Here is a 21,610-nt window from a genome sequence, read left to right on the forward strand (position 1 = left end):
TGGGCCGGGCGCTTACGGGACCTTGGCGACGCCAAGAACGGATTGGCCGAACGGAACCTTGGCGACGTTCTCGATGCTCCGGGTGACCGGAACGACGAATCGGTCGTAGACGCTCACCAGCTTGCGGTTCGGGGCGCCGCTGCCGCCCTTGCGCACGGCGGCCCACCAGGCGAACGCGCCGAGCAGGTTCTTGGGCTCGCAGCGTTGGACCTCGAGGCCCGCGTGGTCGAATGCCGCGCGCAGGGTCTGCGGGGTGTATCGCCGGTAGTGGCCGACCTTGCGGTCGAAGTCACCGTAGAGCTGCTGGTAGGCGGGCACCCACATGATGATCGTGCCGCCGCTTCCGGTGAGCTTGCTCATCGAGCGGAGCGCGTCGACGTCGTCTTCGATGTGTTCCAGCACGTTGATCGCCAGTACGGTGTCCACCTGCCCGGACAACGCGTTGTTCGAACCGTCGAGGTCGAGGATCTGCGTTTCGGCCTCGGACCGGCCGGCGAATCGCTGTCCCATGTACTCGACGGCGTTAGCGTCGACGTCGGTGAGCACGTAGCGATCGAAGCCGGTGAACTCCGAGGCGAACTCACCGGTCCCGGCTCCCAACTCGACGACTCTGCGCCCGCAATGCGGTCGGATCAGGTCTCGCTGGTACCGCAAGTAGCGCGGCTTGCCGCTGTCGTCCTCCAGCTCACGGCCGGTTGCTCGACTGAACTCCCCTGGATTTTCCGACACTTTGCCTCATTTGCTAAGGCTGGCTCGTGTGCCGATCAGGAAACATCGCCAGCCGACGGGCATTTCGGGCCGAGCGTACCTTCCAGAATTGCGGGGAATATCCGACACTCGCGTGATCAGGCAGGGTGCCGGGAGATCGAAAACTGCATTGTGCAACGGAAATCGGGGGCATTTCCGTGATTTCGGCTCTGCACTGCGAAAGCGAGAGTCCACAATAGAAATCCCGGGCGGACCGGTAATCGGAAGACGGGTGCCGAATCGGTCAAGTCGGCATACCCCGGGCTGGCGGCGCTTCGTTCACGGTGTGCTTTCCGTTCAGGACCAGCAGCTGCCCACGGAAGACGGGAAGCCGACGACGATGCCGGGCCATGAACATCCGACCCGCGGGAACAGCCCGGCGGTCACTCCGGCCGTTCCTCCGGGTTGCGTCGTTCGTTGGCCTTCCAGGCGTACCGGTGCTGGGGCCGTCCCGCCGACCCGTACTGCATGCGCACTTCCACCTTGCCCACGGTGCAGAGGTGGTCGAGGTAGCGGCGCGCGCTCACGCGAGCCAGCCCGGCGCGTTCGGCGACTTCGGCCGCGGACAGGTCGGTGCCGGAGGCGCGCAGCGTGTCCGTCACCAGCTGCGCGGTGGCCGGTGCCAGCCCCTTCGGAAGACTGGTGGGGGTTTCGCTGCGCAGCAGGCCGAACACGTGGTCCACATCGGACTGATCGGCTTCGGCGACCGATTCCAGCTTGGTCCTGGCCGCCGCGTAGCGCTCCAAGCGTTCCCGCAGAGCGCTGAACGGGAACGGTTTCAGCAGGTACTGCACGGCACCCGCCTGCATGGAAGCCTGCACGGTCTCGGTGTCCCGCGCCGCGGTGATCACCAGGACGTCGACCGCGTGGGCGCCCCCGCGCAGGCGCTGCAGCAGTCGCACCCCCGAATCGTCGGGCAGGTAGATGTCGAGCAGCACGAGTTCAGGTCGCAGCTCGGTCACCAGCTCCAAGGCCTGTTCGGCGGTATGCGCGACGCCGACCACCGAGAACCCGTCGAGCCTGTCGACGAACTTCTGGTGATTGGCCGCGACCCGGACGTCGTCGTCGACCACGAGTACTGGGATCATCGGGTGTTCTCGCTGCTCTGGTGGGAGTGGTCGTCGGCCACGGGCAAGTGTGCGGTGAACACCGCTCCGTCGGCATTGCGCATCCGAACCCAACCGCCCCGGGTCTGGCAGGTCTGCTGGATCAGGGCCAGCCCGAGCCCGCGTTGCCCGCCCTGCTGGGCGACCTTCGTGGTGAAGCCCGCGCGGAAGACCTCGTCGACGATCTCCGGTGCGATGCCGGGTCCGGAGTCGGCGACCTCGATGTCCGTCGCCGGGGTGCTCCCCGAAGCGACGCTGCGCAGCGATACGCGCACCCGTCCGGGAGACCCGGTCAACGATTCCAGGCTGTTGTCGATGAGGTTCCCGACCACCAGGAGGAGATCCTCGCGGCCTGCCCGGGTAGGGATCGGATCCAGTTCGGTGTCGGGGTGGAGCACCAGTTCCGCGCCCTTCTCGCCGGCGGCCGCGGACTTGGCGAGCAGCAGCGCGGCGACCGCGGGATCACCCACGGTGGACCGCAACTCTTCCGAGAAGCGCAGGTGCGTGGCGGTCAGCTCGGTGGCGTAGTCGAGAGCCTCGTCGTGCTCGCCGAGTTCGAGCAGGCCGGCGATCGTGTGGATCCGGTTCGAGAACTCGTGGGCCTGGGCACGCAAGCTGTCGGTCGTGGTCCGGGTGCCGTCCAGTTCCCTGGCGAGCTGGTCGAGTTCGGTGCGGTCCCGCAGCGTCACCACCGAACCGGTCCGGCTTCCGGAAACGTGCACCGCCATCCAGTTGAGCGCGAGCACGCGCCCGCTCGAGAGCACGATCTCGTCGTCGCCGTCCACTTGGCCGGACAGCACCTCGTGCAGCCGTTCCGGCAGGCCGAGCTCGTCCAGCTCGCGACCCTCGACGTCGGCGGGCAGCTCGAGCAGCTGGCGCGCTTCGTCGTTGGCCAGCGTGACGCGTCCGGAACGGTCGAGGGCGACGACGCCTTCGCGCAAGGCGTGGAGCATGGCGACGCGGTGGTCGATCAGCGCACCGATCTCGTGGGGATCCAGCCCGTGGGTCTTCTGCCGCATCCGCCTGGCGATCAGGTAGGTGCCGCCCGCGCCGACCACCACCAGCGCCAGCACGGCGGTGGACAGTTCGGGCAGGGTGTTCCGCACTTCGGCGGTGAGGTCGGCTTCCGGGATGCCGACCGACACGACCCCGATGATCTCGCCCGTGTCGTCGAGCACGGGCACCTTCGCCCGCATGGAACGGCCGGTCGTGCCCTTCTGGATGCCGGTCCAGGGTTCACCGCTGGCCAGCACGGGGCCTGCGTCGGTCGACAGGGTTCCGCCGATCTTGGCCGGGTCCGGGTGCGAGTACCGGACCTGCTGTTCGTTGGCGACCACGACGAAGGAGGCGTCGGCGGCCTTGCGCACGCGTTCGGCGAGCGGCGCGATCGTGCGGGAGGGGACCGGGTCGTCGAAGGCTTCGCGCACCGTCGACAGCGTCGCCACCGACTCGGCGATCGCGAGCACCCGCTGCCCGTACTGGTCGTCCAGCTGTATCCGCGTCTGCCGGAACCAGAACACCCCGCCCGCGAGCAGGGCGATCACCACCAGAACGAGTTGCAGCACGAACAGCTGCCCGGCCAGTGACAACCGCCCCTTGCCGCGGCTCCGCTGCGCGGACCGAACCTCGTTGCCGACGATGCCGCCGCTCCTCCGTTCCCATGCCCGTGGCCGTGTCGGTCGCCGGGCGATTCGTCGCTTCCTGCTGGCGTGTGCACTGTAAATATCCCCCGGTCGCGGGCCTCCGATACCCCCCGGCCCGGGCTGTATCGATCCACCGCAGGCCTCGGTGAGACCAAAAAGACCAATACGACAACTTACGACCCGAAGCTTCCCTGCGGCCGGTGTGGTGCACACCCTGTGACGAACCAAACATGACAAAGGCATGACAACCCGACTTCAGGGAAGAAAATGACCGGACGATGGATCTTCCGCATGGTGGCGGCGGTGCTCGGATTGGCCGTGGTGGCCGCGGGCGCGACCGATGCCGTCACCAGCGCCGAGGGCGGTGCGGGCCCCAGCGACAAGCTGCGGATCATCGCGCCCGCCGCACCGGGAGGCGGCTGGGACTCGGTGGCCCGCGAACTGCAGGGAGCCGCCGACGAACACTCACTGGCCAACACCACCGAGGTGCTCAACGTTCCGGGAGCGGGCGGAACCATCGGCCTCGCCCGGCTCTCCGGGCAGGGCGGTCGCGGTGAAACGTTGATGATGAGCGGCGCGGTGATGATGGGTTCGATCGCGATGACGGACTCCGACGTGACTCTGCAGGACGTCACGCCGATCGCCCGCCTCGCCGACGACTACAGCGCTGTCGTGGTCCCAGCGGACTCGCCTTACCACTCGATCAACGACCTGCTCGCGGCGTGGCGGGAGGACCCGCTGTCGGTGTCCATCGGTGGTGGCTCGGCGGGCGGTACCGACCACCTGCTGACCGGTCTGCTGATGGAGGAGGCCGGAGTCGACACCTCCAAGCTCAACTACATCGCCTACTCCGGCGGCGGTGAGGTCGTCGCGGGAATGCTCAACGGCGGACTCGACGCGGGCGTGTCCAGCTACGACGAATTCGCTGATCAGATCGAGGCCGGCGAGTTGCGCGCGTTGGGCCACTCCGCGGGTGAGCGGCTCCCGGGCGTGGACGTGCCGACCTTCATCGAGCAGGGCGTGGACGTGGAGCTGGCCAACTGGCGTGGGCTCGTGGCGCCACCCGGGCTCAGCGATGAACAGCGTGCGGAACTCACGCAGATGGTCGTGCGGATGCACGACACGCCGGAGTGGAAGGACGCCCTCGAACGGAACGGGTGGAAGGACACCTTCCAGATCGGCCCCGAATTCGAGCGGTTCGTCGACGTCGAAACCAAACGGATCAACCGGATCAGTCGGGAGTTGGGCCTCTCATGACCAACTCGTTGGAACAGAACGAGCAGCACGAAAAGACCGCGCCCGCGCAGCGCGGCCGCCGCTTCCGGTACGGAGACCTCGGGATCGCGGTGTTCGTGGCGGGCGTCGGTGCGTTCCTGCTGGTGCAGACCGCCCGCATGGGGACGTCGTCCTCGGCGGCCTTCCTCGGACCGCGCTTCTTCCCCGTCGTGGTGGGCGTGGTGATGATCGTGATCGGCGCGCTCCTCGCGGGGCAGGCGATCCGCGGCTCCCTCGGTGGAGCGAGCGATGACGGGGCAGCCGAGGTTCCGCGGGAGTCGAGCACGGACTGGAAGTCGTTGGGCATCGTCGCCGCGACCCTCGTGCTGCATCTCCTGCTGCTGAACCTGCTCGGCTGGCTCCTCGCCGGTGCGCTGCTGTTCTGGGGCGTCTCCTACGGGCTGGGCGGCAGGCGAGTGCTGCGCGACCTGGCCATCTCGTTGGTGATCTCCTCTGCCGTGCAGGTGGCCTTTTCCGCGGGTCTGGGCCTGTCGTTGCCCAGCGGAATCCTGGTTGGGGTGCTGTAAGTGGAAACTCTGTCCCTGCTTCTCAACGGGTTCGGCGATGCGCTGACCCCGGTCAACCTGCTCTACAGCCTCATCGGGGTGGTGCTCGGTACCGCGGTCGGGATCCTTCCCGGGCTGGGCACGGCGATGGCCGTCGCGCTGCTCGTGCCGGTCACCTTCCAGCTCGAACCGACCAGTGCGTTCATCATGTTCGCCGGCGTGTACTTCGGCGGCCAGTTCGGCGGCGCCACGACAGCGATCCTGCTCAACACGCCGGGTCAGAGCTCGTCGATGGCCACCGCCTTCGAAGGCTTCCTGATGGCCAAGCGCGGTAGGGCGGCCCAAGCGCTGGCCACATCCGTGTCCGGCTCGTTCGTGGGCAGCATCATCGCGGTCACGATCGTCGTGTTCTTCTCCCCGGTGATGGTCCAGCTCGCCGTCGAATTCGGACCGGCGGAGTACTTCGCCCTCGCGGTGTTGGCTTTCCTGGCGACGTCGGCCGTGGTCACCAAGGACGTGTTGCGCGGGTTGGGTGCGCTGACCATCGGCCTGGCACTGGCCCTGGTGGGCATCGACGAGCAGAGCGGTGCCGTGCGGTTCACCCTGGGCGCGCCGCAGCTGCTCGACGGGATCAGCATCGTCGTCGTCACCGTCGGGTTGCTCGCGGTCGGTGAGGTCCTGCACGCGGCTTCGCAGGCCAAGCACCGGCCGCGAACCGAGGCAGTGGCCGCCACCGGGCGTCCGTGGTTGAGCCGTCACGATGTCAAGCGGTCGTGGCTGCCCTGGCTTCGCGGCACGGCGCTGGGCGTGCCGTTCGGCGCGATCCCGGCAGGTGGGTCGGAAATCCCGACCTTCCTCTCGTTCGGTCTGGAGAAGTCGCTGGCCCGCAAGCGCGGCAACAGCGAGTTCGGCGAGGGCGCCATCGAAGGCGTCGCGGGGCCGGAAGCGGCGAACAACGCGACCACCGCCACCTCGCTGGTGCCACTGCTGGGCCTCGGTCTGCCGACCTCGGCGACCGCCGCGATCATGCTCGGTGCGTTCCAGCAGTACGGCATGCGGCCGGGACCGCTGCTGTTCACCGAGGAATCCGACCTGGTGTGGGCGCTGCTGGCGAGCCTGTTCATCGGCAGCGCGATGCTGGTGGTGCTGAACCTCCCGTTCGCGCCGGTGTGGGCGAAGCTGCTGCGGATCCCGCAGAACTACCTGTACGCGGGGATCATCGTGTTCGCCACGTTGGGCGTGTACACGGCGAAGTCCTCGCTGGCCGACGTCGTGCTGCTCTACATCGTCGGCGCGCTCGGGTTCCTGTTGCGGCGCTACGGCTTCCCGATCGCACCGGTATTGATCGGGGTCATCCTCGGCCCGCTGGCCGAGAGCGAGCTGCGTCGCGCGATGGCGATGGGCCAGGGTGACGTCACCATCCTGTTCAGCAGCCCGATTACGATCACGCTGTACGCGGCCATGATCATCGCCGTGGTGGTGCCCTACGTCCTGCGGTTCCGCAAGCAGCGGGCGGTCAGCAACCAGAGTTGAGTCGGCCGGTTCCGCGCGGGGGAAGCCTCTTCCTCCGCGCGGAACAGGGTTCTCGGCACATCCGGGCATCGCATCGTGCGGGGACCAGCCTCGTCCGCTGCTGCTCGAAGTGCGCGCTCGCCGACGGCCGGCCGGGGGCGCTGCTCCGTTCGAGTGGTCCGCCGTGATGTTCCGGGGAGCGGCGGTCGGCAGGAGGCAGGGTCGGCACCGAACCGCCGGAGATCCCGGCCACCGGTGGAGACGACCGAGAGGCACCCCCTATGCGGACGAGAACGGCGATCATCGGTGTCGCGACCACCGCGGCATTCACCGCGGGACTGGTGCAGGGGACGGCAGGCGCTGCCGAGGCGTCCCCTGCTCAACCTGCTCCTGTCCAACCGGCCGTCGCCCAGGCGGCGATCGAATGCGACACCGGTTCGAGCGGCCAGAACGCGACTTTCTACGACGGTGAATCCGCCTCGTACACCTACGACGAGCGGTTCGGAAACGGCCCGGAGATCCCCGGGACGGAACTGGACACCCACACGCCACAAGGTGCGACCACCTGGTCCGACTGGGACGGGAACGGAAACGACCTGCTGCTTGTCGCCGCCTACGGGCGGTCCGACGAGGACGCGCACCTCATCGGGATCACACCGGGCGGGAACCACGTCGGCACGGTGGCGGTCGCCGAGTCGCACGTCGGCGGCATCGCGGTCAGCAACGGCTGGGCGTTCGTGCAGGGACGTAACTCCACCGACTGGGAGACCGTTCGCAAGTACCGGCTGTCCGAGCTGCGGACCGCGATGACCGAAACCGGTATCCCGTACCTGGCGCAGACCGGTTCGGCCCGAAACGTCTACGGCGCCGATTTCATGACCGCACATGACGGATACCTGTGGTCCGGTCAGTTCGATTCCGGCGGCCGGGACAAGATGTATTCCTACCGGATCAACGACGACGGTTCGCTGACCACGCAGGCCCAGGCTTACGAGGTTCCGAGAAAGACCCAGGGGCTCATGGTCACCGACGGCCATTTCGTCTACAGCACCTCGTACGGCCGGGGAAATCGCAGCAACGTCTACGTCGTGGAGCGCGGTGAACCGGACCTCGATCAGGCCCCGCTGCACTGCTTCCGGGCGCCCAGCATGAGCGAGGGGATCACCGAGCACGGCGGCGAAGCGCACCTCGTGTTCGAGTCTGCCGCGCACCGTTACCGGGACGACCCGGATACTCGCAACGTGATCCCGGACCTGCACACGGCACCGGTGTCGGATCTCGTCGCGCTCGTGGACTGAGCGTCGCTGCCCGCGCCCCATCCGGCCGCGCCGGGTGGGGCGCTTCGCGTTCGGACCCGTCACGATTCCGATGGTCGCCCGTGCCGATCGATGGGCGAGCCTCCCTCCATAGGACTCGCCTATGTGGGCGTGTGGCGGAACGTCTTTGCGTCGATCGAACCATCCTGGTGAAATGCATCACGGCATAGCGGAATGTTCTCCGAAGAATCGAACCGCTTGATCTTTCCATTCCGGTGCTCGCGGCACGGCACGAGAAATGCTGTTCACCGGACGAGGGCGGCGCTTTTGGTTCCGAAGGTTCCACGGCCGCAGCGAGATTTCCGAGTGGCGCTCGTCGGCTCGAAGGGTTGGTAAAGCATGCCCACTGGAACGGTGTCGGATTCCCCGGAAACGGGCACGGTCGCGGGGCGGGAGTCGCGCTTCAAGGCGTGGAACCTGACCGGGCTCCTGGTGCTGCTCTACGTCATCAACTGGGGCGACAAGGCCGTGCTCGGCTTGGTCGCACAACCTCTCGCGGAGGAAATCGGGGTCAGTGCGACGCAGATCGGACTGGTCAGCAGTGCGTTCTTCCTCGCGTTCACCCTCGGCGGACTGGGCGCGGGGCTGCTCAACCGGTACATGGCGATCAAGTGGACGCTGGTGCTGCTGTCGCTCGGTTGGGCGCTGGCGATGCTCCCCGTGGTGTTCGCGGCGACGTTCGGCGTACTGCTGATCAGCCGCATGATGTTGGGCGCGACGGAAGGGCCTGCGAGCGCGATCATCCACACCGGCACGTACTCGTGGCACCCGAAGGAGAAGCGCGGTCTGCCGTCGGCCTGCATCACCGCGGCCGCTTCGATCGCGAAGATCGCGGTGGCGCCGGCATTGGCGTTGGTCGTGGCCGCCTGGGGTTGGCGCGCCGCGTTCATCGTGCTGGCCGTGGTGGGCATCGCGTGGTGTGCGATCTGGCTGCTCTTCTGGGAAGAGGGCCCGTACGGCGAGCAGAACTCCAAGAAGGCCGCGACCGACGAGAGCACCGACCGGAACCTGATCCCGAGCGTGCCCTGGGGCCGGATCTTCGTGATGCCGAGCTTCCTCGGCGGTGCCGCAGCCACCTTCGCCATGTACGGGCTGGTGACGGTGGTCCTGACCTGGCTGCCGTCCTACTTCGAGGTGGGGCTGGGGTACTCGCGGGTCCAGGCCGGAACCATGTTCGGCTTCCCCAGTATCGCCAGCCTGGTGCTGCTGTTCGTGCTGACGACCGTCAGCGACCGGATGATCTCGCGGGGCGCGACCTCGCGGACCCTGCGGGGCGTGCTGCCCGCGAGCGGCTTGCTGATCTGCGGGATCGCGCTGAGCACGCTGCCCTACATCTCCGTACCGGTGGTGGCCGTGGTGGTGGTATCGGTCGGGTACGCGTTCGGAGCCAGCATCTTCCCGCTGTTGAACTCGGCGATCTCCGAGATCGTGCCGCCGCAGCAACTCGCGGGAACGCTCGGCGTCTTCCTGGCGATCACCTCCGCCGGCGGGTTGGTCGCGCCCTACGTCACCGGGGTCATCGTCGACAGCGCGGTAACGCCTGCCGCCGGTTACGCATCGGCTTTCCAGGTGTTCGGGCTCGTCGCGGTGGTCGGCGCGCTGCTGGCGCTGTTCGCCGTCAACCCCGAGCGCGATGCCGCCAAGCTGAAGGGTACGAACGCCGCGGTGTGAGTGCGATGGCCAGCCGGTCGGGTTCGCCTCAGGGGCGGAGAACCGGGTCGATGAGTGCGGCGGGACCGACGCAGTCGGGTTCGACCCGCACCGCGACCCGGAATCCGTCCGTGACGTCGGCGGTCAGTTCGGCGACCTCGCCGACCTGGACATCGGCGAAGGCGCCGGTCTGCTCCCCGTCGAGGAAGACCGTGAACTTCGCCGAACGGTCGGACCTCGCTTGGTCGGACAGGCCGACCAGGGTGCGGAACGTGCGCATACCGGGATCGACGTTGAACCCGATCGTGCTGGGCGAGCACTGCAGGTCCGCGATCAACGAGCGTGGGCGCTCCTGCTGGCGAACCGTGATCGCGGTGCGTTCGAAGTCGCGGGCACCGTCCTGCGGGGTTTTCTCGGCGAGGCTGATTTCACCGGCGACGGTTCCGTCCGTTGCCGGACCGGTGGGGTCCGCCGCTGCCTTCGCCGCGCTCTCCGCGTCGGCGTTCCTCGGCACGGTTTCGGTCACCACCACGGTTTCGGTCGCGGGGACCGACGACTTGTCGGAGTTCTGCGCGCGAGTGCTGGAGTAGACCGTGATCGAGGTCGTGATCAAGGTGATCAAGGCGGTCATGGCAGCCGCGAGGATGGCGCCGCGGCGCGTGATCATCGCGGCCCGGATGGTGGCGTCGGTCTTGTCCTGGCCCGTCGGCGACGAGGGAGACCGCCCCGTCCGTCCGGCCGTTCGTCGGAACCTCACCCGCACGAGGTTAACGAGAAAGATCACCGGCTGGGTCCGGAATCTCCTCGTCGGCGGGCTCGTCGGCGCCCGGACCCGACGGCTGCCGGTCAGCCCGTGACCCCCGGCTGAGTCGATTCATCGCGAGATCGGCACCACCCGCTCGTGCGTTTCCCGGGCGACTGAAATCGGGCTCCTCATCAATCCGGATGGGGGAATCCGGCTTCCGAAGTACGTGTGTGCCTTGTCACATTGGTCGGTTGCGTGCAGTGTCGTCGTCAGCAACCCGTGACCCCGCGACAACGACGACCTCACACACGAAAGGTGCTCGGCATGTCCTCCACGACCGAACTGGCAGACATCCAGCGTGCCCTCACGCAGCTGCGCACCGGTGTGAGCGCGCTGCGCTCGCGGTACGGCGACGTCCCGTCGGTGCGCCGGATCAGCAACGACGTGGAACGGCTCGACATCGACGTCAACGATCTGTCCGCTGCCATGCCAGCCCCACGGCGCGGGAGCACCGCTCCGGAGGGGGAGACCGTCATCGTCCCGGACACCCCGTACGACCCCGAGCTGTGGCGCGGTGTCGACGACGAGGGGCTGGGAGGGCAGCACGGTCGCTGACGGACACCCACGACAACGAGGTCATGCATGTCCGCACCCCCGAACACCCCCGACAGCACGCCGAACACGCCCGGAAGCACGCCGAACGCCACATCGAAAGCCCGCACGCGCGCGCACCCCCGCACCCTTCGCACCGACCGGTGGTGGTTGCCGCCGCTGCTGACCTTCCTGGGCCTGATGGCCTTCGTGGTGTACGGAATGATCCGCGCGTTCATGAACCAGTGGTACTGGGTTCCGGAGTACCACTACCTCGCGCCGTTCTACTCGCCGTGCCTGAGCGCCGCTTGCGTCGAGGGAGCGAGCCATTGGGGACAGCCGTTCCCGAACCTGGCGCCCTTCGTGCCGCCGCCGCTGTTCGTGCTGCCGTTCGTACTGGGGTTCCGGCTGACCTGCTATTACTACCGGAAGGCCTATTACCGCTCGTTCTGGGTTGCGCCCCCCGCCTGTGCGGTGCGCGAACCGCACAGCAGCTACACCGGCGAGACCCGCTTTCCACTGGTGATGCAGAACGTGCACCGCTACTTCTTCTACGCGGCACTGCTGGTCGCGCTCGTGCTCACCTACGACACCGTGATCGCGTTCCGCGGAGCCGACGGTGGGTTCGGCATCGGACTCGGCACCGTGTTGATGGTGATCAACGTTGTCCTGCTGTGGCTCTACACGGTCTCGTGCCATTCCTGCAGGCACCTCGTCGCCGGACGGCTCAACCACTTCTCCCGCCACCCGGTGCGCTACTGGTTGTGGACCAAGGTCAGCGAGCTGAACGGCAGGCACATGCTCCTGGCTTGGCTGTCGCTCGCGTCGGTGGCGCTGGTGGACCTCTACGTGATGCTCGTGGCCGGCGGGGCCTTCCCCGATCTGCGCCTGTTCAACTGAAAACAAGGAGAGCGACACTCGAATGGCAGAGATCGAACGGCACGACTACGACGTCGTCGTGATCGGAGCCGGAGGTGCGGGACTGCGCGCGGCGATCGAGGCGAGATCCCGCGGATTGCGGACGGCGGTGGTCTGCAAGTCGCTGTTCGGCAAGGCGCACACCGTGATGGCCGAGGGCGGTATCGCCGCCTCGATGGGCAACGTCAACTCCCGCGACGACTGGGAAGTCCACTTCCGGGACACGATGCGCGGCGGCAAGTTCCTGAACAACTGGCGGATGGCGGAGCTGCACGCCAGGGAGGCTCCCGATCGGGTTTGGGAGTTGGAGACCTATGGCGCGCTGTTCGACCGAACCAAGGACGGCCGCATCAGCCAGCGCAACTTCGGTGGTCACGAGTATCCGCGGCTCGCGCACGTCGGTGACCGGACCGGTCTGGAGCTGATCCGCACCCTGCAGCAGAAGGTGGTGTCGCTGCAGCAGGAAGACCGCGCCGAGTTCGGTGATGACGAGGCACGGCTGCGGGTTTTCCAGGAGTGCACGGTCACCGAACTACTCAAGGACGACTCGGGCGCGGTGGCCGGGGCCTTCGCCTATTGGCGCGAGAACGGGCGCTTCGTGGTCTTCCGCGCTCCGGTGGTCGTGCTGGCTACTGGTGGGATCGGCAAGTCGTTCAAGGTCACGTCGAACTCGTGGGAGTACACCGGCGACGGGCACGCGCTCGCGCTCCGAGCAGGCGCGGCACTGATCAACATGGAGTTCGTGCAGTTCCACCCGACCGGCATGGTCTGGCCGCCCAGCGTCAAGGGAATCCTGGTGACCGAGTCGGTCCGGGGGGACGGCGGGGTGCTACGGGATTCCGACGGCCGACGATTCATGTTCGACTACATACCCGAGGTCTTCAAGGACAACTACGCGGACAACGAGGCGGAGGCCGATCGCTGGTACAGCGATCCGGAGAACAACCGGCGACCCCCCGAGCTGCTCCCGCGCGACGAGGTGGCGCGCGCGATCAACAACGAGGTCAAGGAAGGGCGGGGGTCCGCGCACGGCGGTGTCTTCCTGGACATCGCCGGACGGCTGTCGACCGAGGAGATCACCCGGCGGCTGCCGTCGATGCACCACCAGTTCAAGGAACTGGCGGACGTGGACATCACGGCCGAGTCCATGGAGGTCGGACCCACCTGCCACTACGTGATGGGGGGTGTGGAGGTCGATCCGGACACCGCTGCTTCTCGGGTACCGGGATTGTTCGCGGCGGGCGAGGTGGCCGGCGGGATGCACGGTTCGAATCGATTGGGTGGCAATTCGCTGTCCGACCTGCTGGTGTTCGGTCGGCGGGCCGGAGCGGGCGCGGCCGCGTACCTGGATGGTCTGTCCAACCGGCCGCAGCTCGTCGAGTCCGATGTGGCCGACGCGGAGCAGCGGGCGCAGGCGCCGTTCGCAGCGGCGGAGGCCTCCGGGACGGAGAACCCGTACGCGGTGCACAGCGAGCTTCAGCAGGTGATGAACGACTTGGTCGGCATCATCCGCACCGGTGACGAGATGCGGACTGCGCTGACCGAGCTGGAACGACTCGAAGAGCGGGTGCCGAACCTGGCGGTGGAAGGAAACCGGCAGTTCAACCCCGGCTGGCACCTCGCGCTGGATGTGTGGAACATGCTGCTGGTCAGTCGGTGCGTGGCGAACGCGGCGGTGCTGCGAACCGAGAGCCGAGGTGGGCACACCCGGGACGACCATCCCGAGATGGACGCCCATTGGCGCCGGACGCTGCTGGCGTGTTCGCTGGCCGACGGCTCGATCCAGGTGGTCGAACGGGAGCAGATGCCGATGCGCGCGGACCTGGTGGCGCTGTTCAAGGTCGAGGAACTCCGCAAGTACTTCACCGACGACGAGCTCGTCACGGTTCAACCGGGCTGAGGAGGGCCACGATGGGATACCAGGCGCACTTCCGGGTGTGGCGCGGAGATGCGGACGGGGGCGAGCTGGAGGACTGCACCGTCGAGGCCAACGAGGGCGAGGTGGTGCTGGACATCATCCACCGGCTGCAGGCCACCCAGCGCCCGGACCTGGCGGTTCGGTGGAACTGCAAGGCGGGCAAGTGCGGTTCGTGCTCGGCGGAGGTCAACGGCAAGCCGCGGCTGCTGTGCATGACGAGAATGTCGTTGTTCGACGAGGACGAGGTCATCACGGTGACCCCGATGCGGACGTTCCCGGTCATCAAGGACCTGGTCTGCGACGTCTCGTACAACTACGTCAAGGCGCGCCAGGTCCCCGCGTTCCGTCCGCCGGAAGGACTGGCTCCGGGGGAGTACCGCATGCAGCAAGTGGACGTGCAGCGGTCCCAGGAGTTCCGCAAGTGCATCGAGTGCTTCCTCTGTCAGGACGTCTGCCACGTGATCCGGGACCACGAGGAGAACAAGGAGGCCTTTTCCGGTCCGCGCCATCTGATTCGGGTCGCGGAACTGGAGATGCACCCCCTCGACAGTTACGACGAAGCCGGGGGAAACCGGGCCGAGGATGCCCGCGACGACCACGGTCTCGGCTTGTGCAACATCACCAAGTGCTGCAGCGAGGTGTGCCCGGAGCACATCCACATCACTGACAACGCGTTGATCCCGCTGAAGGAGCGGGTGGCCGACCGGGTGTACGACCCGATCCTGCGGTTCTTCCGGCGGAAGCCGGACTGAGTTCGCCGCGGTCGCCGGCGCGGTCGCCGTCGGTCGATGCTGTCGCCGTCGGTCGATTGCCCTGGTCGGTGGCCGCGAGTGATCTCCACCGGTTCGCGGTCGCGGCGCGTTCCGGGGTGCTCGGCAACCCCGGGCGCGCCCTCGCGCGTGCGGACCTCTCGGGCGTGCTCGCCCCGAGAGGTCCGTTTCCGGACGAGTCCGCTCCGAGACGCCCGAGCGCTGCGCTCGCCGGCCGTGACCGGTTTCCGCAGACTTCCGAAACAGGCCCATGACCGGATGCGAGTCCCACGCGCCCGAGGTGTCCTCGAAATCCGCCGAGAAGCTGCGCATGAATAGAATTGCGCGGGTGTGTGAACGTGCTGTGATTTCGGGATTAAATCACTTCCCGGTGGCGCGACGATTCTTGCGGGAGATATGTCCGTCTTGGCCGACTCGGGCTGGCGGGTTCTTGCCATCTGAGTGAATCCGCCGTCCGTGGACTATATGTTCGTTCCCGTCCGAGGTTCGTTCGGGCATCCGCCCGAGGTGGTCTCCAGCCGGAAGGGAGCTGACTTTCCGCGCTCGCTGCCGGTCAACGCCGACCGACTGATGGAGTGCCCGTGTCAATTTTCGCGGAACTGGGTTGATGCGTGGTGGCTTCCGCGGATTCGGCGCGTCCGTCGATCCGCGGGAAAGTCGATTCGGTTGGTTCGCGACTTTCGTTGAAGTGCTCTTGGTGAATGTCGCGTGGCCCTGGCGTCGGCAACCCGAGGAAGTGCGGCGAAATTGCATAAGATTCTCGTGTCGTTCGACGGGTTCGTTCCCGTAGTTGCCCTTTTCCGGTGGCCGTGGTCGCCGCCGTTGTTTCGGTCTTGCTCCGACGGATTCTGTTTACCGCTTCGTCGCTCCGCGATGCGTTGATCGACGCCTCGCTGGTGTTTTTGGGCCTGTCGGTGGCCTACTTGGTGCTGATGCCGCAGCCGTCCATTCCCGAACGGGCGCAGCTGCCGCCCGGAATGGACTTCTCGATGGCGATGCGGGCCGGACCCGGTGATACGACGCCGTGGGTTCAGCTGGCCGGCAACTTGGTCCTCCTGCTGCCGCTCGGGGCGATGCTTCCGTTGCGGCTCCGGTGGTTCGACAACGTCGGTCGGATCGCCACGGGTGGCCTGCTCTTGTCCTGCGCGATCGAGCTGACCCAGTTCTTCGTGGTTGTCGGCCGGGTGGCCTCCACCGACGACATCGTGCTGAACACGTTCGGTGCCACGCTCGGCGGCTTGCTGGTTCGGCCGCCGTGGCGCCACTACCGGGGCCGGGAACGTCCGGCCCCGGTAGCGGCGGGACCACAGCACAGCGGGTCCGCTCGCCACGGCCGGTCGGTGTGGCGGCTCATCGACGAGATCGAGGAGGAACGCCGGTGGGATCAGCGGCGGGCAGGACATCGCGGGCCCGCCGGAACGCGAACCAGCCGTGCGTCCCGGGGTGCGCGAGATGAGCGGCGTCCCGGGGCGGGCTCCGCCGGGTCGGGTTCCGAGGAGTGGCGGCGCGGTCAGCGCGGAGCGGTCAGTCCTGCTTCGCGTTCAACTGCTGGTTGCGTGCGCTGAACGAACGGCCCAACCCGGCGACCTCCTTCTCCATCTGCGGCATGATCTTCCGCAGTGGCCGCCGCATGAGCAGCGAAGTGAGCTTTGAGGCGGGCAGGTTGCGCAGCCAGTGCATGAGCATGATGGGGCGCGGTACGTAGATGCGCCGCGCGCGGCGCTGGACTCCGTCCGCGAATGCCGCGCCGCACTTCTCCACCGTCGTGGTGGCACGCATGGGCCAGGGCAGCAGCGCGCGCATCTTGCGGAAGCTCGGCAGGTCCTCGGCGGCGTCGCGCACCAGGTCGGTGTCGATCCAGGAAGGGTGGGCGCTGCCCACCGCGACGCCGAGGTGACCGACCTCCGAGTGCAGCGCGCTCGCGAGAGCTTCGGCACCCGCCTTGCTCGCCGTGTAGGCGCTCATGCCGCCGACCGGGGCGAACGCCGACAGGGAGGACACCACCAGGACGTAGCCGCGTTGCTCGATGACGTGCGGCAGGGCGGCGCGGACGGTGCGGAAGACGCCGTTGACGTTGATGTCGATGGTCTTGGTGAACGAGTCGGGGTCGCAGTTGAGCACGGTTCCGAAGGGGGCGACACCGGCGTTGGCCACGACCGCGTCGAGCCGACCGAATTCCTCGACGGTCGCGGTGACTGCGGCTTCGATGGAGGACGCTTCGGTGACATCGGCTTCGAACCACGCGTGGTTGTCGCCGAGTTCGGTGGCGACTGCCCGTAGTTCCTCCGGTTCGAGGCCCACCAGCGAGATGCGTGCGCCGCGCCGCGCCAGTTCACGGGCGGTCTGAGCACCGATGCCACGAGCGGCGCCGGTGATGAGGACAACTTTGCCGGACAGGTTCCACGGCATGCGCACTCCCTGGTTGGTTCCTCGACGAGAACGTTCCTACTCGACAGTAGCCTACTCATAGTAGGTCGAACTCGTGATCTGCGGAAGAGCCGGCTCCGTCGAATCACCGATGCGTCGGGCACAGTGGCAGCCGGATGCGCGAACGACCGGATGCGCGAACGACCGGAGAGATCGAAACCGGGGTCCGCCGCGTCGACCTCGAACACACGAACGGCCGGGTGACGGATCACCCGGCCGTTCGTCGTATTCGGTGCTCAGCCCAGCGACTTGACCTTGTCGATCTGCGCGGGCTGCTCGCTCACGATCTTCTCGGCGAGCGCGCGCATCTCCTCGTCGGAGCCTTCGTCCAGCTCGGTCTTCGCGACCTGGAGCGCTCCCTCCTCCAAGGCGAGGACGGCCTGCTGCCAGCGCCGGTCGAACTCCGAACCCCTGATCTCGCGCAGCTGGTCCAACTCCTCCGGCGACAGCGCGCTCGGGAGTTCGGCGCCGGAGCCCTCGGCGTCCTCCGGCGCGCTGTCGGACTCCTCGCCCGCGGTCGCGGCCAGCCACGCCTCGAGCTCGCCGATCTCGGCCGACTCCGACTGCTGGATCTCGGCCGCCAGCTCCTTGATCCGCGGGTCCTGGGCGTTCCGCTCGGCCAGGCCCGCGAGCTCGACCAGCTGCTCGTGGTGGGTCAGCAGTTGCTGCGCGAACTCCTTGTCCGTGCCGGTGTGCGCGCTGCCCTGCACTGCCCCGGTCGCTTCGCCGGACGCCTGCTCGGTCGCAGGCGGAGGCGTTCCGGGGGCCGGGGGCTGGTCGCTGGGCTCTTCGCTCGGCGAGCAGCCTGCGAGCGCGAGACCGCCGGCCAGCAGGGCGCCGATGATCGTGCTCCTCCGCACGTGCTTCCCTCCAGGGGTCGTGGTGGTCGTCCCAGAGCGGCCCTGTAGATCGTTTTGCCAGACCGATCGCAGACGCCGACGCCGGACTTTCTCGGCCCGTAGGCTAGCTGGCGTCGGCACGGGACGTGTGGGCGACGTCGGACATTCGTGATCCGCGACCTCGGCAGGTGCCTCGCCGGGAGTCGCAGGGCCGGCGTGTGGCGCGCATCGCATCCGCTTCGCCCCCGGTGACGTCCGGGTCCGGGATGAATAGGGTGACTACGGCCCGGCCGAGATCCCTCGGGACGGTCGGACTACTATCCGCAGACGGCAGCGATCGTGACGGCCCGGCCTCAACGGGTCTCGCGCACTGCCGACTCGCCGACCCGCCCGGGTCGGGCGGGCCCGCCCAAGCCGGGCCCGGTACGTCTTGAGGCTCAGTGCAGGAGGCACCGTGACGGCCGTCGCGCCACAGCCGATCGCCACGCGCCCCGATCCGGTCCACAAGCCGGTCAAGGGATCTTTCATGGCGCGGATGTTCCGCACCACGGACCACAAGCAGATCGGCATCCTCTACCTGGTCACCTCGATGGGTTTCTTCATGATCGGCGGCCTGATGGCGATGCTGATCCGTGGTGAGCTCGCGGTGCCGGGTATGCAGTTCTTGTCCCAGGAGCAGTACAACCAGCTGTTCACCATGCACGGCACGATCATGCTGTTGTTGTACGCGACCCCCGTTCTGTTCGGGTTCGCCAACTACATCCTGCCGTTGCAGATCGGCTCTCCGGACGTCGCGTTCCCGAGGTTGAACGCCTTCGGCTACTGGCTGTTCACCTTCGGCGGGCTGCTCGTGATCTCCGGGTTCCTGCTGCCGGGTGGTGCCGCCGACTTCGGCTGGTTCGCCTACACGCCGCTGTCGAACGCCATTCACTCCCCGGGGCACGGCGCCGACTTCTGGGTCGCCGGTCTGCTCGTCAGCGGGTTGGGCACCATCCTGGGTGCGGTCAACATGATCACGACGGTGGTCTGCCTGCGCGCTCCGGGCATGACGATGTGGCGCATGCCGATCTTCACCTGGAACATCCTGGTGACCAGCGTGCTGATCCTGATGGCGTTCCCGATCCTGACTGCGGCGCTCCTCGGCCTTCTCGCCGACCGCCAGCTCGGTGCACACGTGTTCGATCCCGCCAACGGCGGTGTGATCCTGTGGCAGCACCTGTTCTGGTTCTTCGGCCACCCCGAGGTCTACATCGTGGCGCTGCCGTTCTTCGGCATCGTTTCGGAGATCTTCCCGGTGTTCAGCCGCAAGCCGCTGTTCGGCTACACCGGCCTGGTGTACGCGACGATGGGCATCGCCGCCCTGTCGGTCGTGGTGTGGGCGCACCACATGTACGCCACCGGCGCGGTGCTGCTGCCGTTCTTCGCGTTCACCACGTTCCTGATCGCGGTGCCGACCGGTATCAAGTTCTTCAACTGGATCGGCACCATGTGGAAGGGGCAGTTGACCTTCGAATCACCGATGCTGTTCAGTGTCGGCTTCCTGGTCACATTCCTGTTCGGTGGCCTCACCGGTGTGCTGCTGGCGATGCCGCCGATCGACTTCCACGTGTCGGACACGTACTTCGTGGTCGCCCACTTCCACTACGTGCTCTACGGCACGATCGTGTTCGCCACGTTCGCGGGCATCTACTTCTGGTTCCCGAAGATGACCGGCCGGATGATGGACGAGCGGCTGGGCAAGCTGCACTTCTGGCTGACCTTCATCGGGTTCCACGGCACGTTCCTCGTGCAGCACTGGCTGGGCAACGAGGGCATGCCGCGCCGGTACGCCGACTACCTGCCCAGCGATGGGTTCACCTCGCTGAACATCATTTCCACGGTGGGCGCGTTCACCCTGGGCGCCTCGATGCTGCCGTTCCTGTGGAACGTCTTCAAGAGCTACCGGTACGGCGAGGTAGCCAACGTCGACGACCCGTGGGGCTACAGCAACTCGCTGGAATGGGCCACTTCGTGCCCGCCCCCGCGGCACAACTTCACCGAGCTGCCCCGCATCCGCTCCGAGCGCCCGGCGTTCGAGCTGCACTACCCGCACGTGGTGGAGCGCGCTCGACTCGAGGCCCACATCGGTCTCACCGGCAAGCCGGTCGCGCATGCGGCACCGTCGGAACAAGCAGCGCAGGCGACCGTTCCGCCCGAGCAGGGTGGTGACAGGGACCCCAAGGACAAGTGACGTAGACGCTAGCCCCGCACCGCGCGATTGTGTAAAGGTGGGGTTAGCTCAGCGACGAGCCCTGGCAGGCCGGAAGTCCGGTCCGCCAGGGCTTTTCGCACATCTGGGCCCCGTATGACCGCCACGTAGAGGGAGAGCCGTCAGTCGTGAGCACGTCGAATCCCAACACCGTGCTGATCACCGTGACCGGGAGGGACAAGCCGGGCGTCACGTCCGTGCTGTTCGCCGCCTTGACCCGGCACAACGTCGACATCGTGGATGTCGAACAGGTGGTTATCAGGAATCGACTCGTGCTCGGAGTCCTCGTTTCGATCGAGGGCGATCCCGAGCACCTGCAGGAAGCCGTCGAGCAAGCGATGGCGACCGTGGGCATGAACGTCGACATTCGGATCGGTGCGGAGGACGACGAAGCCGACAAGCTCGGTTCCACCCACGTCGTCGTCGTTCTCGGCCAGCCGGTGACCGCCCGCAACTTCGGTGACGTGTCCCGCCGGTTGGCTTCCATCAACGTCAACATCGACTCCATCAAGCGGGTCGCGGACTACCCCGTAACCGGTTTGGAGCTGCAGGTCAGCGCGCCGGAATCGGGTGTGGATGCCGACACGCTGCTGACTTCGGAGATGGCCGACCTGGCAGCGGGCATCGGAGTGGACGTCTCGGTCGAACGCGCGGGGCTGACCCGCAGGGCCAAGCGGCTGGTCGTCTTCGACGTCGACTCGACCCTCATCCAGGGCGAGGTCATCGAAATGCTGGCGGCCAAGGCCGGCTGCGAGGACCAGGTGCGCGAGGTCACCGAGCAGGCGATGCGCGGTGAACTGGACTTCGAGGAATCGCTGCGACGCCGCGTCGAGGTGCTCAAGGGCCTGCCCGCGACCGTGCTCGACGAGGTCGCCGCCGAACTGGAACTGACCCCCGGCGCCCGGACCACCGTCCGAACGCTGCGCCGCCTCGGCTTCCACACCGGTGTCGTCTCGGGCGGTTTCACTCGGATCATCGACCAATTGGTCGACGACCTCGGCTTGGACTTCAGCGCGGCCAACGAGCTCGAAGTCGTCGACGGCAAGTTGACCGGCCGAGTGCTGGGCGAGGTCGTCGACCGCCCCGGCAAGGCGAAGTCGTTGCGGCGGTTCGCCGACGAGTTCGGCGTCCCGCCGGGGCAGTGCGTGGCCGTCGGTGATGGGGCCAACGACATCGACATGCTCTCGGCCGCCGGACTGGGGGTGGCGTTCAACGCCAAACCCGCGCTGCGCGAGGTCGCCGACACCGCGCTGTCCTACCCGTTCCTGGACACCGTGTTGTTCGTGCTCGGCGTGACGCGCGCCGAGGTCGAGGCGGCCGACGCCGAGGACGGTGTGCTGCGGCGCGTGCCGCTCGAACCCGAGATGCTCTGATCCGGTCCGTCGCGGTCCCGACCTGC

General features: G+C 67.4%; 18 protein-coding genes. 12 read left to right on the plus strand and 6 right to left on the minus strand.

Annotated elements, in window-relative coordinates:
• Positions 1-12: 12 nt before the first annotated feature.
• The 3 genes from ACYVAN_RS09005 to ACYVAN_RS09015 all read right to left on the minus strand — a co-directional run bounded on the left by ACYVAN_RS09005 (position 13) and on the right by ACYVAN_RS09015 (position 3,442).
• On the minus strand, positions 13-729 hold the full coding sequence (locus ACYVAN_RS09005) for a class I SAM-dependent methyltransferase (RefSeq protein ID WP_460957647.1): 717 nt from the start codon (positions 727-729) through the stop codon (positions 13-15).
• A 401-nt stretch (positions 730-1,130) separates the two neighbouring features.
• Entirely contained in the window at positions 1,131-1,835 is a 705-nt protein-coding gene (locus ACYVAN_RS09010) for a response regulator (protein WP_460957649.1), read from the minus strand.
• Complete coding sequence (locus tag ACYVAN_RS09015; protein ID WP_460957651.1) at positions 1,832-3,442, minus strand: ATP-binding protein; 1,611 nt, start codon at positions 3,440-3,442, stop codon at positions 1,832-1,834. Before ACYVAN_RS09015 ends, ACYVAN_RS09010 begins: the two co-directional genes overlap by 4 nt.
• 321 nt (positions 3,443-3,763) lie before the next feature.
• On the opposite strand from ACYVAN_RS09015, the gene ACYVAN_RS09020 reads away from it, so the two are divergent.
• The 5 genes from ACYVAN_RS09020 to ACYVAN_RS09040 all read left to right on the plus strand — a co-directional run bounded on the left by ACYVAN_RS09020 (position 3,764) and on the right by ACYVAN_RS09040 (position 9,776).
• A complete protein-coding gene (locus ACYVAN_RS09020; protein WP_460957653.1) occupies positions 3,764-4,753 on the plus strand; it encodes a Bug family tripartite tricarboxylate transporter substrate binding protein in 990 nt (329 codons plus the stop codon).
• Positions 4,750-5,298, plus strand: coding sequence for a tripartite tricarboxylate transporter TctB family protein (locus ACYVAN_RS09025; protein WP_460957655.1), 549 nt, complete (start codon positions 4,750-4,752; stop codon positions 5,296-5,298). The genes ACYVAN_RS09020 and ACYVAN_RS09025 overlap by 4 nt, the downstream gene beginning before the upstream one ends.
• Positions 5,299-6,810 (plus strand): tripartite tricarboxylate transporter permease, encoded by a 1,512-nt coding sequence (locus tag ACYVAN_RS09030; protein ID WP_460957657.1) that lies wholly within the window; start codon positions 5,299-5,301, stop codon positions 6,808-6,810.
• A gap of 260 nt (positions 6,811-7,070) precedes the next feature.
• Positions 7,071-8,087, plus strand: a complete 1,017-nt coding sequence (locus ACYVAN_RS09035; protein ID WP_460957659.1) for a hypothetical protein — start codon at positions 7,071-7,073, stop codon at positions 8,085-8,087.
• 357 nt (positions 8,088-8,444) lie between these two features.
• Positions 8,445-9,776 (plus strand): MFS transporter, encoded by a 1,332-nt coding sequence (locus ACYVAN_RS09040; RefSeq protein WP_460957661.1) that lies wholly within the window; start codon positions 8,445-8,447, stop codon positions 9,774-9,776.
• A gap of 28 nt (positions 9,777-9,804) precedes the next feature.
• Here ACYVAN_RS09040 and ACYVAN_RS09045 read toward each other — a convergent pair whose 3' ends face one another.
• Entirely contained in the window at positions 9,805-10,512 is a 708-nt protein-coding gene (locus tag ACYVAN_RS09045; RefSeq protein ID WP_460957663.1) for an NPCBM/NEW2 domain-containing protein, read from the minus strand.
• Positions 10,513-10,824: 312 nt separating this feature from the next.
• On the opposite strand from ACYVAN_RS09045, the gene ACYVAN_RS09050 reads away from it, so the two are divergent.
• The 5 genes from ACYVAN_RS09050 (at position 10,825) to ACYVAN_RS09070 (ending at position 16,262) form a co-directional block, all read left to right on the plus strand.
• Positions 10,825-11,115 carry a hypothetical protein gene (locus tag ACYVAN_RS09050; protein WP_460957665.1) on the plus strand — a complete coding sequence of 97 codons (291 nt, stop codon included), beginning with the start codon at positions 10,825-10,827 and terminating at the stop codon, positions 11,113-11,115.
• 27 nt (positions 11,116-11,142) lie between these two features.
• Complete coding sequence (locus ACYVAN_RS09055; protein ID WP_460957667.1) at positions 11,143-11,991, plus strand: hypothetical protein; 849 nt, start codon at positions 11,143-11,145, stop codon at positions 11,989-11,991.
• Positions 11,992-12,013: 22 nt separating this feature from the next.
• Entirely contained in the window at positions 12,014-13,909 is a 1,896-nt protein-coding gene (locus ACYVAN_RS09060) for a fumarate reductase/succinate dehydrogenase flavoprotein subunit (RefSeq protein ID WP_460957669.1), read from the plus strand.
• Positions 13,910-13,920: 11 nt separating this feature from the next.
• A complete protein-coding gene (locus tag ACYVAN_RS09065; RefSeq protein ID WP_460957671.1) occupies positions 13,921-14,679 on the plus strand; it encodes a succinate dehydrogenase/fumarate reductase iron-sulfur subunit in 759 nt (252 codons plus the stop codon).
• 821 nt (positions 14,680-15,500) lie between these two features.
• Positions 15,501-16,262, plus strand: coding sequence for a VanZ family protein (locus tag ACYVAN_RS09070; protein WP_460957673.1), 762 nt, complete (start codon positions 15,501-15,503; stop codon positions 16,260-16,262).
• Here the strand turns inward: ACYVAN_RS09070 and ACYVAN_RS09075 are convergent.
• Positions 16,222-17,106, minus strand: coding sequence for an SDR family oxidoreductase (locus tag ACYVAN_RS09075; RefSeq protein WP_460957675.1), 885 nt, complete (start codon positions 17,104-17,106; stop codon positions 16,222-16,224). The genes ACYVAN_RS09070 and ACYVAN_RS09075 overlap by 41 nt on opposite strands.
• Positions 17,107-17,360: 254 nt before the next feature.
• On the minus strand, positions 17,361-17,984 hold the full coding sequence (locus ACYVAN_RS09080; RefSeq protein WP_460957676.1) for a DUF305 domain-containing protein: 624 nt from the start codon (positions 17,982-17,984) through the stop codon (positions 17,361-17,363).
• A 433-nt stretch (positions 17,985-18,417) separates the two neighbouring features.
• Between ACYVAN_RS09080 and ctaD the strand changes: the two genes are divergently transcribed.
• The gene (gene ctaD / locus ACYVAN_RS09085) at positions 18,418-20,193 is read left to right on the plus strand and encodes an aa3-type cytochrome oxidase subunit I (protein WP_460957678.1); all 1,776 of its coding nucleotides are present in this window, start codon (positions 18,418-18,420) and stop codon (positions 20,191-20,193) included.
• Positions 20,194-20,339: 146 nt separating this feature from the next.
• Positions 20,340-21,584, plus strand: a complete 1,245-nt coding sequence (serB, locus tag ACYVAN_RS09090) for a phosphoserine phosphatase SerB (protein WP_460957680.1) — start codon at positions 20,340-20,342, stop codon at positions 21,582-21,584.
• Positions 21,585-21,610 lie beyond the last annotated feature (26 nt).

Source organism: Parasphingorhabdus pacifica, assembly GCF_054779195.1.

Coding starts and splice junctions, on each gene's coding strand:
- ACYVAN_RS09055 (WP_460957667.1), top strand. CDS start 11,143: ATGTCCGCACCCCCGAACACCCCCGACAGCACGCCGAACACGCCCGGA.
- ACYVAN_RS09035 (WP_460957659.1), top strand. CDS start 7,071: ATGCGGACGAGAACGGCGATCATCGGTGTCGCGACCACCGCGGCATTC.
- ACYVAN_RS09010 (WP_460957649.1), bottom strand. CDS start 1,835: ATGATCCCAGTACTCGTGGTCGACGACGACGTCCGGGTCGCGGCCAAT.
- ACYVAN_RS09020 (WP_460957653.1), top strand. CDS start 3,764: ATGACCGGACGATGGATCTTCCGCATGGTGGCGGCGGTGCTCGGATTG.
- ACYVAN_RS09040 (WP_460957661.1), top strand. CDS start 8,445: ATGCCCACTGGAACGGTGTCGGATTCCCCGGAAACGGGCACGGTCGCG.
- ACYVAN_RS09050 (WP_460957665.1), top strand. CDS start 10,825: ATGTCCTCCACGACCGAACTGGCAGACATCCAGCGTGCCCTCACGCAG.
- ACYVAN_RS09075 (WP_460957675.1), bottom strand. CDS start 17,106: ATGCCGTGGAACCTGTCCGGCAAAGTTGTCCTCATCACCGGCGCCGCT.
- ACYVAN_RS09060 (WP_460957669.1), top strand. CDS start 12,014: ATGGCAGAGATCGAACGGCACGACTACGACGTCGTCGTGATCGGAGCC.
- ACYVAN_RS09025 (WP_460957655.1), top strand. CDS start 4,750: ATGACCAACTCGTTGGAACAGAACGAGCAGCACGAAAAGACCGCGCCC.
- ACYVAN_RS09065 (WP_460957671.1), top strand. CDS start 13,921: ATGGGATACCAGGCGCACTTCCGGGTGTGGCGCGGAGATGCGGACGGG.